Genomic DNA, 16706 nt, shown 5'->3' on the forward strand with positions numbered 1-16706 from the left:
CGCTATGATGGCATTTTTTCCCGCAAACTATTGCTTAAAATGACAATCAAGATATTGTTCGGCATAGCATATTTATGAGGTGAAAAAGACGTTCGGGGGAGCATTGGCTATGAAGATGTCTGAAGCCGATGTGAAAACCAAACTCATCACACCGGCAATCAAGAAAGCAGGCTGGGATATTAACAGCCAAATGCGGGAAGAAGTCACGTTCACCGCTGGGCGCATCATTGTGCGTGGTAAGATGACGGCACGTGGCAAAACCAAGCGTGCTGACTATATCCTTTATCACAAGCCGAACATTCCCCTCGCCATTGTCGAAGCCAAAGATGATTCCCACACTGTCGGCTCAGGAATGCAACAAGCCCTTGAATACTCGGATATGCTGGACATTCCGTTTATCTTCTCATCCAACGGTAAGGGATTTTTGTTTCACGACAAATCGGGAACTTCGGAGAAGCTGGAAACCGAACTTACCCTAGATGAATTCCCATCCCCTGATGTACTTTGGCAGAAGTTCAAAGCCATGAAGGGTCTTTCCGACACTGCCGCAAAAATTGTCTCCCAAGATTACTATGATGATGGCAGTGGTCGTGCTCCCCGCTATTACCAATCCATAGCCATCAACAGAACCATCGAAGCCATTGCCAAGGGGCAAAACAAGATTCTTCTGGTTATGGCGACGGGAACAGGCAAAACCTACACGGCATTCCAAATCATCTGGCGTTTGTGGAAAGCCAAACAAAAGAAACGCATCCTTTTCCTTGCTGACCGCAACATCCTTGTTGACCAGACCAAACAGCAGGACTTCGCCCCTTTTGGCGACAAGATGACGAAGATTCATAATCGGACAGTAGACAAGTCCTATGAAATCTATCTGTCTCTGTATCAGGCAGTCACAGGGACCGAGGAAGAGCAAAACATATACAAGCAGTTCTCCCCGGATTTCTTTGATTTGATTGTCATTGACGAGTGCCACCGTGGAAGTGCATCTGAAGCCTCTGCATGGCGACGAATCCTCGATTACTTCTCAAGCGCGACCCATATCGGTTTGACGGCAACGCCAAAGGAAACCAATGACGTTTCCAACATCGCTTACTTTGGCGAACCCGTTTACAGCTATTCCCTGAAACAAGGCATCAGCGATGGCTTCCTTGCGCCTTACAAGGTCATTCGCATTGATTTTGATAAGGACCTAGAGGGCTATCGCCCTGAAAAGGGCAAAACGGACAAGTTCGGCAATCTGATTGAAGACCGCATCTATAACACCAAGGACTTTGACCGAACCCTTGTTCTTGAAAAGCGCACAGAAAGGGTTGCTCAAAAGGTGACGGAGTTCCTCACGGAAACAAACCCCTATGACAAGACCATCATATTCTGTGAAGATATCGACCATGCCGAGCGCATGAGACAAGCAATTGCCAACGCCAACCCAGAGCGCATGGCAGAAAATCACCGTTACGTCATGCGGATTACAGGCGACAATCCTGAAGGCAAAGCCGAGCTGGACAATTTCATCAATCCTGAATCCAGATACCCCGTTATTGCTACCACCTCAAAACTGATGACCACTGGGGTGGATGCCAAAACCTGTAAATTGATTGTCTTGGACCAACGTATCCAATCCATGACCGAGTTTAAGCAAATCATAGGTCGTGGCACACGGGTCAACGAAGAGCACGGTAAAAAGTTCTTCACCATCATGGATTTCAAAAAAGCCACTGAGCTTTTTGCGGACCCTGATTTTGATGGGCAACCCGTTCAAGTCTATACCCCAGAACCAGATGCTAATGTTGTCCCTGACGATGGTGAAACGCCAGACAATGTAGATGATAGTGGGCAGGAAATCCCCCCGGATGTCACATGGGACAACCACGAAGACAACGAAGGCCAGCAGAAATACTACATCAATGATGTTGAAGTGGATGTCCTTTCAAAGCGGGTTCAATATCTCGATGCCGACGGCAATCTGATAACGGAATCCTTGAAGGACTATTCCCGCAAGAGCATCACCAAGGAGTTTGAAACCTTGGATGCCTTTTTGCGTCGCTGGAACGAAGCAGACAAGAAGACCGCTATCATCAAGGAACTTGAGGAACAGGGTGTTCCCGTCAACGTCTTGCGCGAAACCGTTCCCAATGGCGAGTCTTACAGCACCTTTGACTTGATCTGCCATGTCGCTTACGGACAGCCCCCACTGACTCGGAAGGAACGTGCCGAGAAAGTCAAAAAACGAAACTATTTTGCCAAGTACGAGGACAAAGCCAGAGCAGTTTTAGAAGCCCTACTTGATAAATATGCCGATGAAGGTTTGACGACATTGGAGGACAACAAAATCCTCATGATGGCCCCCTTCCCGCAAATCGGTACCCCCACTGAAATCATTAAATCTATTTTCGGCGGTAAGGCTCAGTATGGCAAAGCCATCAATGACCTTGAAACCGAGCTTTTTAAACAGGACCAACCTGCATGAGTAACGTATCGGGCATCATCAAATCCATCCAAGACATAATGAGAAAAGACGTTGGTGTGGATGGTGACGCTCAAAGGATTAGCCAGCTCGTCTGGATGTTCTTTCTGAAAATCCTTGATGACCGTGAAGAGGAGCTTGAGCTCCTTGATGATGACTTCACTTCCCCCATGCCAGAAAACCTGCGCTGGTGTAATTGGGCGAAGGATGCTGAGGGCATTACAGGCGATGCCTTGCTTGATTTTGTCAACAACGAGCTTTTCCCCAAACTGAAAGAACTGCCGTCAACGGGTGCAGAAGGGCAACGTGCCACTGTCATCAAAAACGTGTTTGAGGATGCCTACAACTATATGAAGTCTGGCACCCTGATGCGCCAGGTCATCAACAAAATCAACGAGATTGATTTTAACGCAAGTGATGACCGCCATACCTTTGGCGACATTTACGAACAAATCCTCAAAGACCTTCAAAGTGCCGGAAACGCAGGTGAGTTCTACACGCCACGGGCCGTCACCCAATTCATGGTGGATATTCTTGACCCGAAGTTGGATGAAAAGGTCTTTGACCCTGCCTGTGGAACAGGTGGTTTCTTAGCCTGCACCATTGACCACAAACGCGCTCAGTACGAGAAAAGTGCCGAAGACAGAGAAACTTTGCAAAAGTCTATCTTTGGCGTTGAGAAAAAGTCTCTCCCCCACTTGCTTGCCGTTACCAACATGGTTCTGCATGGCATTGATGTTCCCACCAACATTCGACACAGCAACACCTTGTCCCGTCCTTTGGTGGATTACTCAGAGTCTGACAGGGTTCAAGTGATCCTGACCAACCCGCCTTTTGGAGGTATGGAAGAAGACGGCATTGAAAATAATTTCCCCGCCAGCTTCCGAACCCGTGAAACGGCAGACCTCTTCCTTGTGCTGATTATCCATCTTCTGAAAGATGGTGGCCGGGCTGGCGTTGTTTTGCCTGATGGCACTCTCTTTGGCGAGGGCATCAAAACCCGCATCAAAGAAAAGCTCCTGACGGAATGCAATCTGCACACCATTGTCCGATTGCCGAACGGTGTTTTCAATCCATATACGGGCATCAAAACCAACCTATTGTTCTTCACCAAGGGCGAACCGACAAAAGACGTTTGGTTTTATGAGCATCCGTACCCCGAAGGCTACAAAAGCTATTCAAAAACCAAGCCCATGAAGATTGAAGAGTTCGAACCTGAAAAGGCTTGGTGGGATAACAGGGAAGAAAACGACCACGCTTGGAAGGTGTCATTTGAAGACATCAAAGCGAACAACTTCAATTTGGACATCAAGAACCCCAACATTCAAGATGTCACGCATATGGACCCTGCCGAACTGTTGGAAAAGTTCAACAAGAACCAGCAGGACATGACAGCAACTCAGGACAAGCTGAAATCCATTCTCGCTGAAGCCTTAAATCGTTTGGCGGGAGAATAACTATGGATAAAGAAATCTTTCTAACCGAGTTCGGCCACCTCGCCCAAGGACCCGATGGGGTTAAGAAGCTCAGAGACTTGATTTTGCAGTTGGCTGTTCAAGGGAAATTGGTAGGGCAAGACTCAGATGATGAGCCTGCTAGTGTGCTTTTGGAGAAAATTGAGGCTGAAAAGAAAAATCTGATTGCCAAAGGTGTATTTAAAAAATCTCGCCAAAAGCCTAAAGAGATTTCACCACTATTTCTAATTCCAAAAAGCTGGAAATGGATTTCTATGGCAGAAACTGGTCACGAATGGGGCCAAGAAAAACCGTCTCAAGATTTTTTGTATATTGATGTCAGCGTTATCGACAATGTTCTGGGTAAAGTTGGCAGTAATGTTCCTCTTATTACTCCTGAAGATGCTCCGTCTCGAGCAAGAAAGCTGGTCAAACCTGGAACCGTTATATATTCGACCGTTCGCCCCTATCTGAAAAACATTGCTGTGATTGAACAGGAATATTCTCCAAAACCTATAGCAAGCACAGCCTTTGCAGTAATCGCGCCTTTTTCAGGCATAGATGCAACTTTCATCAAACATTATCTCAGAAGCCCTGATTTTGTTGGGCACGTCGAAAGTCAAATGATGGGAATGGCATACCCTGCAATTAACGATTCAAAGTTCTTTGCTTCTCCCTTTCCTCTCCCCCCCCTTGCCGAACAAAAACGCATCGTTGCCAAGGTCGATGAATTGATGGCTTTGTGTGATGAGCTGGAAGCATCTCAAGAAACCAATGTCACCCTTAAACGTGACTGTGTTGCCTCCACCCTTCATCATCTATCCGAAGCCAGTGACAAAGATGAAATCAAATCCAATTGGTCTATTGCTGAGAACAATTTTGGCAAATGGTTTGATGACCTCGAAACGGTCAAAAATCTGAGGGCAACAATTCTTCAATTGGCTGTGCAGGGAAAACTGGTTGAGCAGGACCCGAATGATGAGCCAGCTAGTGTTTTGTTGGAGAAGGTTAAAGCTGAAGGTATATGCGCCAAAAACAAATACCAATCGTCAAATCAACAAGTTGACGCGCAATTACCTAGAGGCTGGGCGCGCACTGAATTGGGAAATCTTATTTCGATTAGATCAGGGGATGGTCTGACAAAAGCTAATATGGAGCTTGGTTCAATTCCTGTTTTTGGCGGGAATGGCATCACAGGGTACCATTCTTCATCAAACGTCATTGAACCTACTTTAGTTATTGGCAGAGTAGGATTCTATTGTGGCAGTGTACATATTACTCCCGCGCAAGCGTGGGTCACAGATAATGCCTTTATCACCACGTTTTCCGAATACTGTTTCGACATTGAGTTTTTGTATTGGTTGTTGAGGACCACAAACTTAAAGGAAAGAGATTCTGCGACGGCCCAACCAGTTATATCTGGAAAAAAAGTATATCCGATAATCGTAACCGTGCCTCCCAAGGGAGAACAAAAACGCATCGTCGCCAAAGTCAATCAACTCATGACTTTGTGTGATGAGCTAGAAGCACAAATCCTATCATCCCAAACCCTGAATCAGAGTCTTATGGCGTCCCTCTGCCATCACATGACCGTGAACTGATATGATAAATAGCTGGGAACCGATGAGGGGGACTTCGATTCTTCGTTTGCTCATCGGTAACACTACTGGTAAACAAATCTAAATTTGTGAGGAAATATCCATAGGTTTTCTGCGGTTCTCAGGTGATTTTTGTTCAATCTTCTCCTGGGCACCATACCCCAGCACATTTCTGATGTGCTGGGGTATTGTCGTTTTGGGCCGAATTTGCGCTGTTCGGGCTCAGAAAACGCGGGGAAATGCGTGAAAAACCCCACAAATGGCATGACTTTTGCGATGCGAGCGGCGGTTCGCTGTGTTAAGAACAGGCAAATTCTGACATTTGGAGAACCGCGATGACCAATTTCCTCCATCTCGGAGATCTGCCGGACGATCTTGACCTTGGCAAGGTGGTGGCGATCGACAGCGAAACCATGGGCCTGAACCCGCACCGCGACCGTCTGTGTGTCGTGCAGCTTTCAAGCGGGGATGGCAATGCCCATCTGGTCAAGTTCGATGGAGAAGATTACAGCGCCCCGAACCTGAAAAAACTGCTGGCCGATCCGTCGGTATTGAAGCTGTTTCATTTCGGGCGTTTCGACATTGCGGTCATGGACAAATATCTTGGTGTGCGGTGCGCGCCGGTCTATTGCACCAAAATCGCTTCCAAACTGATCCGTACCTATACCGACCGCCATGGTCTTAAAGACCTTCTGCGCGAACTGGTCGGGGTCGAGATTTCCAAGCAGCAGCAAAGTTCCGACTGGGGGGCCGCCGAGCTTACCAAGGAACAGATCGATTATGCGGCGTCCGATGTGCTGTATCTGCACAAGGCCAAGGAAGAGCTTGATCGTCGTCTGGCCCGTGAAGGCCGTACCGAGCTGGCCCAGGCCTGTTTTGACTTCCTGCCGACCCGTGCGACGCTTGATCTGTCGGGCTGGGAAGAAACCGATATTTTTGCCCATTAATCATTGCGGTTAACCGCCTGTGAAGAATGGCGGTGTATGGGGTTCAATAAAATTGACCCCTACACCTGTCAGGTTCATAGTTTCGGCTCATTGGTCTTGCATAAGGGGCCTTGTGCCTTATCTCCGGGCAGGAAACGCAAACAAGAAACAGATGACAGTGACCTCTATCGCTCCCACCTCAAAAAATGCTCCCGCACCGGCGTCTGATGCCGATCTTGCGATTGCGCGCCGGGTACTTGATATCGAAGCCACGGCACTGCGCGAACTTGCAGACTCGCTCAATGGTGATTTCTGCAAGGCGATTGACCTGATCGAAGGCCTCAAGGGCCGTCTGGTGATTACCGGCATGGGCAAAAGTGGTCATATTGCCAAGAAAATCGCGGCAACCTTTGCCTCGACCGGCACACCGTCCTTCTTTGTCCATCCGGCCGAAGCCAGCCACGGCGATCTTGGCATGATTGGCAAGGATGATGCGGTTCTGGCCCTGTCCAATTCCGGTGAAACCCCGGAACTGTCCGATATCATCGCCTTTACCCGGCGCTTTAACGTGCCGCTGATCGGCATGACCCGTAAACCGGAAAGCTCGCTTGCCAAGCAGTCCGACTGTCCGCTGGTTTTGCCGGCAAGTCCGGAAGCTTGCCCGAACAAACAGGCTCCGACGACCTCGACCACGGCGATGCTGGCCCTTGCCGATGCGTTGGCGGTGACCTTGATGGAGCGCCGCGGCTTTAGCGCCGATGATTTCCGTACTTTCCATCCCGGCGGCAAGCTGGGGCAGCGTTTGCTGCATGTTCACGACGTCATGCATGATGCAGACAGCCTGCCGCTGATTGCGCGCGACGCGCTGATGTCAGAGGCCCTTGTGACCATGACCAGCCATTCCTTTGGCTGTGTCGGGGTGCTTGGCGATGATGGCGCGCTGATCGGGATTGTGACCGATGGCGATTTGCGCCGTCATATGGCTGACAATCTGGTGGCGATGAAGGTTGGCGATGTCATGACCGCCGGGCCCAAGGTGACCCATGCCGATGCGCTGGCGGTCGAGGCCCTGGCAATCATGAATGATCGCAGCATCACCGCCTTGTTCGTTCTGGATGAAAACAAGGTGCCGGTGGGGCTTGTCCATATCCATGATCTTCTGCGTTCGGGAGTGGCATAAGCAATGAGTATCGAAGGCACGCCAAAGGTCGCCTCGCAAAGGGCCGAAGGCCTTTCGCGCGACCGGCTGCCTTCCGGTCGCCGTGAGGTGCGCATCAATCCGTTGCGACGGATGATTGTCACCATGCTGAAATTCGTTCTGCCGATGATTGCGCTGGCGCTGATGGCGCTTGTGGTGCTGTGGCCGCAGATCGAACAGGTTCAGGATAGCGGCTTCCGCCTTGGGTTTTCGACATCCCCCGAAGATCTGATGGAAAATGTTGCCATGAGCAACCCGCGTTTCTTTGGTGTGGATGGCAAAAAGCAGCCCTTTACCGTGACCGCACGCGAAGCCATCGAAACCCCGGAAACCCAGGAACGCAACGAACATATCTATCTGGATGCGCCGCAGGCTGACATCACCCTGCAAGACGGATCCTGGATCGCGCTTACCGCCAATGAGGGGTTCTATACCGAAGAAAACGGGATGCTCGATCTTGTTGGTACGGTCAATATGTATCACGATAACGGCTTTGAAATTCACACCGAAGAAGCTGAAATCGCTATGAATTCCGGTTCTGCAAGCGGGGCGGTGCCGGTCGATGGCCAGGGGCCGTTCGGCACGATCAAATCCGATTCCGGGTTTGAACTGGAAAACAAGGGGGCGGTGATCCGGTTTCTCGGGAAGTCCAAACTGGTGATTTTCGATAGCGCATTGAAAGGGAAGTCATGATCGCAATGGGGCATCTGAGCCGAAAAACCGGAACGCTTGTTGCGGCCCTGATGCTTGGTGGTGCTGTGCTGGCTCTGTCGGGTCTGCCAAACGGTGCAAAGGCCAATCCGCTGGGGCTGGCGCAAAATGGCAGTGGCGGTCTTGAAGTCGAATCCGATAACGGCATTGAATGGCGTCGCAACGAACAGGTCCTGATTGCCCGCGGCAATGCCGTGGCCAAGCGCGGGACATCGCGCGTCGATGCCGATGAGCTTCAGGCGCTTTATCGTGATCGTGACGGCAATAGCGAGATTTACCGCATCATTGCGATCGGCAATGTCAAACTGTCGTCGGATACCGATGTCGCGACCGGCGACAAGGCAGTTTATGACATCGATCAGGCGGTGGTGGTTCTGACTGGTGATAACCTTAAATACACCACGCCAAAGGAAACCCTGACGGCGCGTGACAGCCTTGAATATTGGGAGACCGAGCGGATTGCAGTGGCCCGTGGCAACGCGGTTGCAACCTCCGAGGACCGGACCCTGCGTGGTGATACGCTGACAGCACGGTTTGAACCGGGCAAGGACGGTGCAAACGAGTTGCGCCGCATTGATGGTCAGGGCAATGTGAATATTCGCACATCCACCGACTTTGTCGTGGGCGATCAGGGCGTTTATGATGCGAAAACAGGTATCGCCACATTGATCGGATCGGTTAAGATCACCCGCGGAGAGAACCAGTTGAACGGGGATCGCGCGGTTGTTGATCTGAATACCGGTGTCAGTCGTCTGACGGCAAATGGCAATGGTGACGGCAAGGCCCGGGTTCGCGGCCTGCTGGTTCCTGAAAAAGATGAAAATAAAAGCCCGGCCGGTGCCGGGACCGGTAACTGAGGAAAGGTCGGTAATTTGTTCTGGTCGCGCAAGGGCGTAAAATCCGATGACGCAAAGACGCAAGGCGCGTCTGCCGGTGCACAAGCATCCTCAGGGGCGGGGACCGCAGGTGGTCCGCGGCTGATTACGACCAACAAGGGGCTTGTGGCGCATAATCTTGGCAAAAGCTTCAAGAAGCGCCCGGTTCTCAAGGATGTATCTGTGTCTGTTCAGCGCGGCGAGGCCGTCGGCCTTCTGGGGCCGAACGGTGCTGGCAAGACGACCAGTTTCTATATCATTACCGGGCTGATTTCATCGGATCGCGGGACAATTTCCCTTGATGGGCGCGATATTACGGCAATGCCGATGTATCAGCGTGCGCGCCTTGGAATCGGCTATTTGCCACAGGAAGCATCGATTTTCCGTGGTATGACGGTCGAACAGAACATCATGGCGGTCCTTGAGGTGGTCGAAGATGACCGCATCAAGCGCGAACAGAATCTTGAAGATCTTCTGGCCGAATTTGCCATCGAACATTTGCGCCGCACGCCGGCACTTGCGCTGTCGGGCGGGGAGCGCCGTCGTTGCGAAATCGCCCGCGCCCTGGCAGCACATCCGAACTTTGTTCTACTTGATGAACCACTTGCCGGGATTGACCCGATTGCAGTGGGTGATATCCGTGATCTTGTCCGCCATCTGAAAGATCGTGGCATTGGGGTCTTGATTACTGACCACAATGTGCGCGAGACTCTCGACATTATTGACCGGGCATATATCTTGCATGACGGTCGGGTTTTGATGGAAGGTGGTCCTGACGAAATCGTCAGAAATGATGATGTTCGAAGGGTTTATCTGGGTGATCGTTTCAGTCTTTGATCACGATACCAGACGAAAACACCAGACAGACATAACAGTCTTGGGGGAGTTCGGATTGACACGGGGTAGTGCATAAATGGCCCTGAAGGCGCGGCTCGATTTACGTCAGTCCCAGTCTCTTGTCATGACGCCCCAGCTGCAGCAGGCGATCAAGCTGCTGCAATTCAATAATATTGAGCTTTCCAATTTCATCGACAGCGAACTTCTGGAAAACCCGTTACTGGAACGGGCCGACCCCGGTCAGACCTTTGCCGAGACCGGTGACGGGGCTGTTGGCAATGGCGATGACGGTATCGACAGCCGATCCAGTGACAATTTCACCGACCGCGAAGACCGGTTTGGCACGGATCGCCTGACCGCAAGTGAAACCATGGGCGGGGATGACGGCCCGCTTGATGTGTCAAGCGACGCGCTTTACGACGGTGAAGGCGAAATTTCACGCAATGGCGAGCCGGTCGCGGGCAATCACGACTATGCGTCCCCCTATGGCGGCGGGGCCGGTGGATCCGGGGCGGGCAGCAGCGATGATCTGCCCGGTCTTGAACAGACCCTGGCCGACGAGGCGACGCTGCGCCAATCTCTTGATGATCAGCTCAATATCGCCTTTGCCGATGCCATGTCACGGATGATCGGGTCCTATCTGATCGATATGCTTGATGAAAACGGCTATGTCGGCGGTGATCTTGATGAGGTGTCCGAGGCGTTGGAATGCCCGCTGGCGGAGGTCGAGCGTGTTCTTGGCATCATGCAGGGGTTCGAGCCGGTCGGCATTTTCGCCCGTGATCTTGCCGAATGTCTTGAATTGCAATTGCGCGAAATGAACCGGTTTGATCCGGCAATGTCGGCATTGCTTGCCAATCTTGATCTGCTGGCAAAGCGCGAATTTGATCGATTGCGTCGGGTCTGCGGTGTTGATGCCGACGATCTTCACGACATGATCGCCGAGATCAAGACACTGGATCCGCGCCCGGGGCGCACCGCCGATGGCGAGGTGGCAACCCCGGTCATCCCCGATGTTCTGATGCGATCGGCGGGGAATGGCAACTGGCATCTGGAACTGAATTCCGAAGCCCTGCCGCGTGTTCTGGTCAATGAAGATTATGTCGCCCAGATCGGATCGGGCCTGCGCGACCGCGAAGAACGCAGCTTCATGAGTGAAAAGCTGCAAACCGCGAACTGGCTGGTCAAGGCACTGCATCAGCGTGCGACCACCATCATGAAGGTCGCCAGCGAAATTGTCCGCCAGCAGGACGGGTTCTTTACCCACGGGGTATCGCATCTGCGGCCGCTTATTCTGCGTGATATTGCCGAGGCCATCGGCATGCATGAAAGTACGGTGTCGCGGGTGACCAACGGCAAATTCATGGCGACACCGCGCGGCATGTTCGAGCTGAAATACTTCTTTACCACGGCAATTTCGTCATCTGATGGCGGGGATGCCTATTCGTCCGAAGCTGTTCGACACCGGATCAAGTCATTGATTGATAACGAAGATCCGAAAAAGATTTTGTCTGACGACAAACTCGTTGAGTTGCTCGGGAAGGAAGGGATCGACATTGCCCGCCGAACAGTGGCAAAATACCGTGAAGCGATGCGCATTCCTTCGTCGGTCCAGCGTCGGCGCGAAAAAAAATCACGTGCTTCCTAGCATCGTTTTTTCGAAAATTTGTACTGTAACGTACTGCAATCAAAGGAAATATACCCATATCTTGACTTGGCAATGACGAGGGAATATGGTGCGGCCTCCTGATTGAGGGGCACCAAACATCCATATGTACTGGGAAGTCACTCAACTGGGGATAGGCGATCCATGCAAATTACGGTTATCGGTAAGCAACTTGACGTTGGGGATGCTCTTCGGCAGCACGTCGTCGAGACCTTGGACCCTGCGGTAGAGAAATATTTCGATCACGCGATCGAAGCCACGGTGACGATCACCAAACAGGCACATCTCTATCAGGCACAAATTTCGGTCCATGTTGGCAAGGGCATGATGGTACAGGCAAAGGCGTCGGCGGATGAAGTCTATCCGGCCTTCGATTCAGCCTGTGACAGAGTGGCCAAGCAGTTGCGGCGCTATAAACGGCGCCTGCGTGATCATCACGCAAGCCGGGACCATCACGAGCAGGCTCGTCTTGAAGCGATTCACTATGTGATCGCACAGGAAGATGACGATCATTCGGATGACGATCACGTAAACGGGTTTGAACCGGTGATTGTCGCCGAGACACCGGATCGCATTGATACGCTCTCTGTCGGAGAAGCTGTCATGCGGCTCGACTTGGGGGACATTCCGGCACTGATGTTCCGGAATGGCAAACATGGCGGGTTGAATGTTGTGTACCGTCGCGCGGATGGCAATATCGGTTGGCTTGATCCAAACGATAAAGATGCTGGTGGCGCGTGACGAACACGGATTCCGAGCCAAACAACGCAACGCGAAAAATGGACATATCATCTATACTTACCCCGTCCGGGGTCATTCCGGCACTGCGGTCCGGTGCGAAAAAGGCTGTGCTTGAGGAACTTGCCGAAAAAGCAGCCGAAGTTACCGGACGCGACGCAAGCGAGATTTTCTCTGTCCTGCTTGATCGTGAGAAGCTTGGCAGCACTGGCGTAGGCGGTGGTGTCGCGATTCCGCATGGCAAGCTCAATGACCTTGATCGGCTCTACATGGTCTTTGCCCGTGCTCAGAACCCGATCGAATTCGATGCGGTTGATGAACACCCGGTCGACCTTTTCTGCATGCTGATCGCACCCGAAGAAGCCGGTGCCGATCACCTGAAGGCACTGGCGCGGATTTCGCGTCTGCTGCGTAATCAGGGCATGTGCGACAAGCTGCGCGGGGCGGGTTCCGCCGACGCGATCTATGCATTGCTGACCCAGGACGAGGCCGAACAGGCCGCTTGAAACGGTCAGTGAAAGGCGGGTAGTCCCCGTAATGCAGACGGACCAGATTTAAAAAACCGGACGCTTTGCTGGCGTCCGGTTTTTCTTTTGGGTAGACCGATTGTGATCAAAGGGCATCTGCGCCAGATCAGCATCAGGTTTCAGTATAAGGCACCGATATCAGGCACCGATATCAGGCATCCTGGGCTGAGGCATCGGTTTTGGTCGTGTCTTTGGTATCGGTCATGCGACCGGCCAGCACCACAAGCCAGAGAACCGGGATGCCGATCACAGCGGTGCCGACAAAGAACCAGCTATATCCGACCGCATCCACCACGGTGCCCGAGAAACCGGCAAGGATTTTCGGGAACAGGGTCATGATCGAACTGAAGATCGCATATTGCATGGCGGTAAAGGAAATGTTGGTCAGGCCCGACAGATAGGCGATGAAGGCCGCTGTTGCGAGACCGCCAGACAGATTATCGGCCATGATCACGACGACAAACATCGTGGTATCCGGACCAAGCTGCGCCATAAAAGCAAACAGGATATTGGTAATGGCCGAAAGCAGGGCGCCAAGAAACAGGATCTTGACCACGCCATAACGTACCGACAGGACGCCGCCCAGGAAACTGCCGCCAATGGTCATGAACAGGCCGAATGTCTTGGAGACGGCGGCAATTTCTTCCTTGGAAAATCCAAGGTCGGTGTAAAACACGTTGGCCATCACACCCATGACAATGTCGGCAATGCGATAAACCCCGATCAGGGCAAGAATGATGATCGCAACCTTGCCATAACGGTCGATGAAGTCCTTTACCGGCGAGATATAGGTTTCCTGCACCATTCCGGTCGGCGTCAGGCCGACCCGTGTGGTCAGCCAGGCAACCAGAATGGCAAAACCGACTGCGATCGCAAGCTTGAGCGTCCCGGCAATAAAGCCGGACAGCTCCTTGATCATCCCGGCATCGGTCAGGCCGGTCTTGAGCGGGTCGGTAAGGTCGCCTGCATAGATATTGGCAAGGATAAAGGCGATGACGGTGAGCGCAAACATCGCCAGGAAACGAAGATAGTCTGACGTTTCATGGAAATATTTGCTTTGTGTTTTGGGCGCATCGGGTTCACGCACCAGAAGCGTGGTGATAACGCCAACACACATGGCAAGCGCCATACAGCCATAGGCAACGGTCCAGGCAAAGTGCTGATAGGTGCCTTCGGCCTCAAACAGGCCGGCAATCGTCAATGCACCGGCACCGGCGACAATCATCCCGATCCGGTAGCCGCCAATATAGGCCGAGCTCATCATTGCCTGAAGGTCGGCATCGGCGGCCTCAATCCGGTAGGCATCAATAACGATGTCCTGTGTGGCCGATGCAAAACCAAGAGCCACGGCCGCAAAAGCCATCATGGTCAGGTTTTCGGCCGGATCGGTCAGGCCCATCCACAGGATGGCAGCAATGATGCAGGCCTGCGCAATGATCAGCCAGCTGCGCCGACGGCCCAGAAGACCGTGCAGAACCGGAAAAGGCAGCCGGTCAATCAATGGCGCCCAGACAAACTTGAAGGAATAGCCAAGGGCGGCCCAGCTGAAATAGGTGACGGTCGACCGGTCAACGCCGGCCTCGCGCAGCCAGATCGAGAGGGTAGAGAAAATCAGAAGGATGGGAATGCCCGCCGACAGGCCCAGAAACAGCATCGTAATGACGCGTGGATGAATAAAGGCGCCAAAGGCTTCACCCCAGCTTCGCTTTTCTGTGCTGTGCATCGATTCCCCCAACTTGAAACACGCTGCGAAGAAGCTAGTGCAAACAGGTTAATGAATAGCCAATTCGCTCAGCACCGCCGGGCGGGTGGCAAAGGTCCGGTCTGCCATGAAAAAAGGGCCGATCCACTGGACCGGCCCTTTTGAAATCTGTTGCTAGAAGGAAGGCTTAGCCTTCTTTCTTGCGGCTTTCGCGCTTACGAACGTTCGGATCAAGGTGCAGCTTGCGGATACGGACGCTCTGCGGGGTGACTTCGACCAGTTCGTCGTCCTGAATGTAGGACAGGGCTTCTTCAAGCGACATGCGGCGCGGCGGGGTCAGGGTAACAGCCTCGTCCTTGCCCGATGCACGAACGTTGGTCAGCTTTTTGCCCTTGAGCACGTTCACTTCCAGATCGTTGTCACGGTTATGTTCACCGATGATCATGCCCTGATAGACGCGTTCGCCATGTTCGATGAACATGATGCCACGATCTTCAAGACCGAACAGTGCATAGGCCACGGCATCGCCCTGATCGTTGGAAATCAGTGCGCCGTTACGACGGCCTGCAATCGCTCCCTTGACCGGGCCATAGGAATGGAACACGCGGTTCATAACGCCGGTACCGCGGGTATCGGTCAGGAATTCACCGTGATAGCCAATCAGGCCACGCGACGGCGCAAGGAAGATGATACGGGTCTTGCCGCCACCGCTTGAGCGCATGTCGGTCATTTCAGCCTTGCGCAGGCTCATTTTCTCGACCACGACGCCGGAATATTCTTCGTCAACGTCAACCTGGACTTCTTCGTACGGCTCGGACATTACGCCGTCGATTTCCTGGAACAGAACGCGCGGACGTGAAATCGAAAGTTCAAAACCTTCGCGGCGCATGGTTTCAACCAGAACGCCGAGCTGAAGTTCGCCACGACCGGCAACTTCGAATGCATCCTTGTCGGCGGTTTCGCCGATCTTGATCGCGATGTTGCCTTCGGCTTCGCGTTCCAGACGGGCACGGATCATGCGCGAGGTAACCTTGTCACCTTCCTGACCGGCCAGCGGCGAATTGTTGACCGAGAAGGTCATCGCCAGGGTCGGCGGATCGATCGGCTGACTTTCGATGGCGGTGTTGACGTCGGTTGCACAGATGGTGTCGGCAACGGTTGCCTCGGTCAGGCCGGCAATTGCGATGATGTCACCGGCAACAGCTTCGTCCTGCGGGACACGTTCCAGACCGCGGAAGCCCATCAGTTTGGACAGACGGCCGGTTTCAACCGTGCCATCGCCACGAAGAACCTTCACCGGCATGTTGAGTTTCGCACGGCCCTGATAGACACGACCGGTCAGAATACGACCCAGGAAGTTGTCAGCATGCAGCATGGTTGCCAGCATCGCGAACGGGGCATCGACATTGACGTCCGGTGCCGGAACGTGGTTCAGAACCAGTTCCATCAGCGGGGTCAGGTTTTCTTTCGGGCCTTCCGGGCTTTCAGCAGCCCAGCCGTCACGACCCGATGCGTACAGAACCGGGAAGTCGAGCTGTTCTTCAGTTGCTTCGAGCGATACGAACAGATCGAAAATCTCGTCAAGGACTTCTTCGGCACGCTGGTCAGGACGGTCGATCTTGTTGATGACAACGATCGGTTTCAGACCAAGTTTAAGCGCCTTGCCCAGAACGAATTTGGTCTGCGGCATCGGACCTTCGGCCGAGTCAACAAGCAGAACAACGCCTTCGACCATGGACAGGATACGTTCGACCTCACCGCCGAAATCGGCGTGGCCCGGGGTATCGACGATGTTCACGCGGGTATCACCCCACTGAACAGCCGTCGGTTTTGCAACGATGGTAATGCCGCGTTCACGTTCCAGATCGTTGCTGTCCATTGCGCGTTCATCTACGCGCTGGTTGTCACGATAGACACCGGACTGACGGAACATGGAATCGACCAGCGTGGTTTTGCCGTGGTCAACGTGGGCGATGATGGCGATATTGCGCAAGCTCATGGGCGCGG

13 protein-coding genes are annotated in these 16706 nt (G+C 52.8%); 11 read left to right on the top strand and 2 right to left on the bottom strand.

What is annotated here, in order from left to right; all coding sequences use genetic code 11:
* The first annotated feature begins 109 nt into the window (after positions 1-109).
* The 11 genes from hsdR (at position 110) to ptsN (ending at position 12976) form a co-directional block, all read left to right on the top strand.
* Entirely contained in the window at positions 110-2470 is a 2361-nt protein-coding gene (hsdR, locus tag SIB88_RS02220) for an EcoAI/FtnUII family type I restriction enzme subunit R (protein WP_412559221.1), read from the top strand.
* The gene (locus SIB88_RS02225; RefSeq protein ID WP_062957017.1) at positions 2467-3924 is read left to right on the top strand and encodes a class I SAM-dependent DNA methyltransferase; all 1458 of its coding nucleotides are present in this window, start codon (positions 2467-2469) and stop codon (positions 3922-3924) included. The genes hsdR and SIB88_RS02225 overlap by 4 nt, the downstream gene beginning before the upstream one ends.
* 2 nt (positions 3925-3926) lie before the next feature.
* Positions 3927-5522: a restriction endonuclease subunit S gene (locus tag SIB88_RS02230; protein ID WP_062957016.1), complete on the top strand. Its 1596-nt coding sequence runs from the start codon at positions 3927-3929 to the stop codon at positions 5520-5522.
* A 332-nt stretch (positions 5523-5854) separates the two neighbouring features.
* Positions 5855-6466: a ribonuclease D gene (locus SIB88_RS02235; protein ID WP_101246631.1), complete on the top strand. Its 612-nt coding sequence runs from the start codon at positions 5855-5857 to the stop codon at positions 6464-6466.
* A 151-nt stretch (positions 6467-6617) separates the two neighbouring features.
* A complete protein-coding gene (locus SIB88_RS02240; RefSeq protein ID WP_101246630.1) occupies positions 6618-7625 on the top strand; it encodes a KpsF/GutQ family sugar-phosphate isomerase in 1008 nt (335 codons plus the stop codon).
* A gap of 3 nt (positions 7626-7628) precedes the next feature.
* Positions 7629-8336 carry an LPS export ABC transporter periplasmic protein LptC gene (gene lptC, locus SIB88_RS02245; protein WP_412559222.1) on the top strand — a complete coding sequence of 236 codons (708 nt, stop codon included), beginning with the start codon at positions 7629-7631 and terminating at the stop codon, positions 8334-8336.
* On the top strand, positions 8333-9211 hold the full coding sequence (locus tag SIB88_RS02250) for an LptA/OstA family protein (protein WP_114112084.1): 879 nt from the start codon (positions 8333-8335) through the stop codon (positions 9209-9211). The genes lptC and SIB88_RS02250 overlap by 4 nt, the downstream gene beginning before the upstream one ends.
* A gap of 15 nt (positions 9212-9226) precedes the next feature.
* Positions 9227-10066 (top strand): LPS export ABC transporter ATP-binding protein, encoded by an 840-nt coding sequence (lptB, locus tag SIB88_RS02255; RefSeq protein ID WP_114112083.1) that lies wholly within the window; start codon positions 9227-9229, stop codon positions 10064-10066.
* Between the two features lie 76 nt (positions 10067-10142).
* Positions 10143-11714 (top strand): RNA polymerase factor sigma-54, encoded by a 1572-nt coding sequence (gene rpoN / locus SIB88_RS02260; RefSeq protein ID WP_412559223.1) that lies wholly within the window; start codon positions 10143-10145, stop codon positions 11712-11714.
* 162 nt (positions 11715-11876) lie between these two features.
* Complete coding sequence (gene hpf / locus SIB88_RS02265; RefSeq protein WP_101246625.1) at positions 11877-12473, top strand: ribosome hibernation-promoting factor, HPF/YfiA family; 597 nt, start codon at positions 11877-11879, stop codon at positions 12471-12473.
* A gap of 38 nt (positions 12474-12511) precedes the next feature.
* Entirely contained in the window at positions 12512-12976 is a 465-nt protein-coding gene (gene ptsN / locus SIB88_RS02270) for a PTS IIA-like nitrogen regulatory protein PtsN (protein ID WP_028791622.1), read from the top strand.
* A 172-nt stretch (positions 12977-13148) separates the two neighbouring features.
* Here ptsN and SIB88_RS02275 read toward each other — a convergent pair whose 3' ends face one another.
* Together SIB88_RS02275 and typA are read right to left on the bottom strand one after the other, a co-directional pair.
* Positions 13149-14720 (bottom strand): AmpG family muropeptide MFS transporter, encoded by a 1572-nt coding sequence (locus SIB88_RS02275; RefSeq protein WP_288350365.1) that lies wholly within the window; start codon positions 14718-14720, stop codon positions 13149-13151.
* A gap of 166 nt (positions 14721-14886) precedes the next feature.
* On the bottom strand, positions 14887-16698 hold the full coding sequence (gene typA, locus SIB88_RS02280; protein ID WP_101247013.1) for a translational GTPase TypA: 1812 nt from the start codon (positions 16696-16698) through the stop codon (positions 14887-14889).
* Between the last annotated feature and the right edge of the window lie 8 nt (positions 16699-16706).

It is taken from the genome of Thalassospira sp. MIT121401 (assembly GCF_047125595.1).
GTDB lineage: Bacteria > Pseudomonadota > Alphaproteobacteria > Rhodospirillales > Thalassospiraceae > Thalassospira > Thalassospira povalilytica.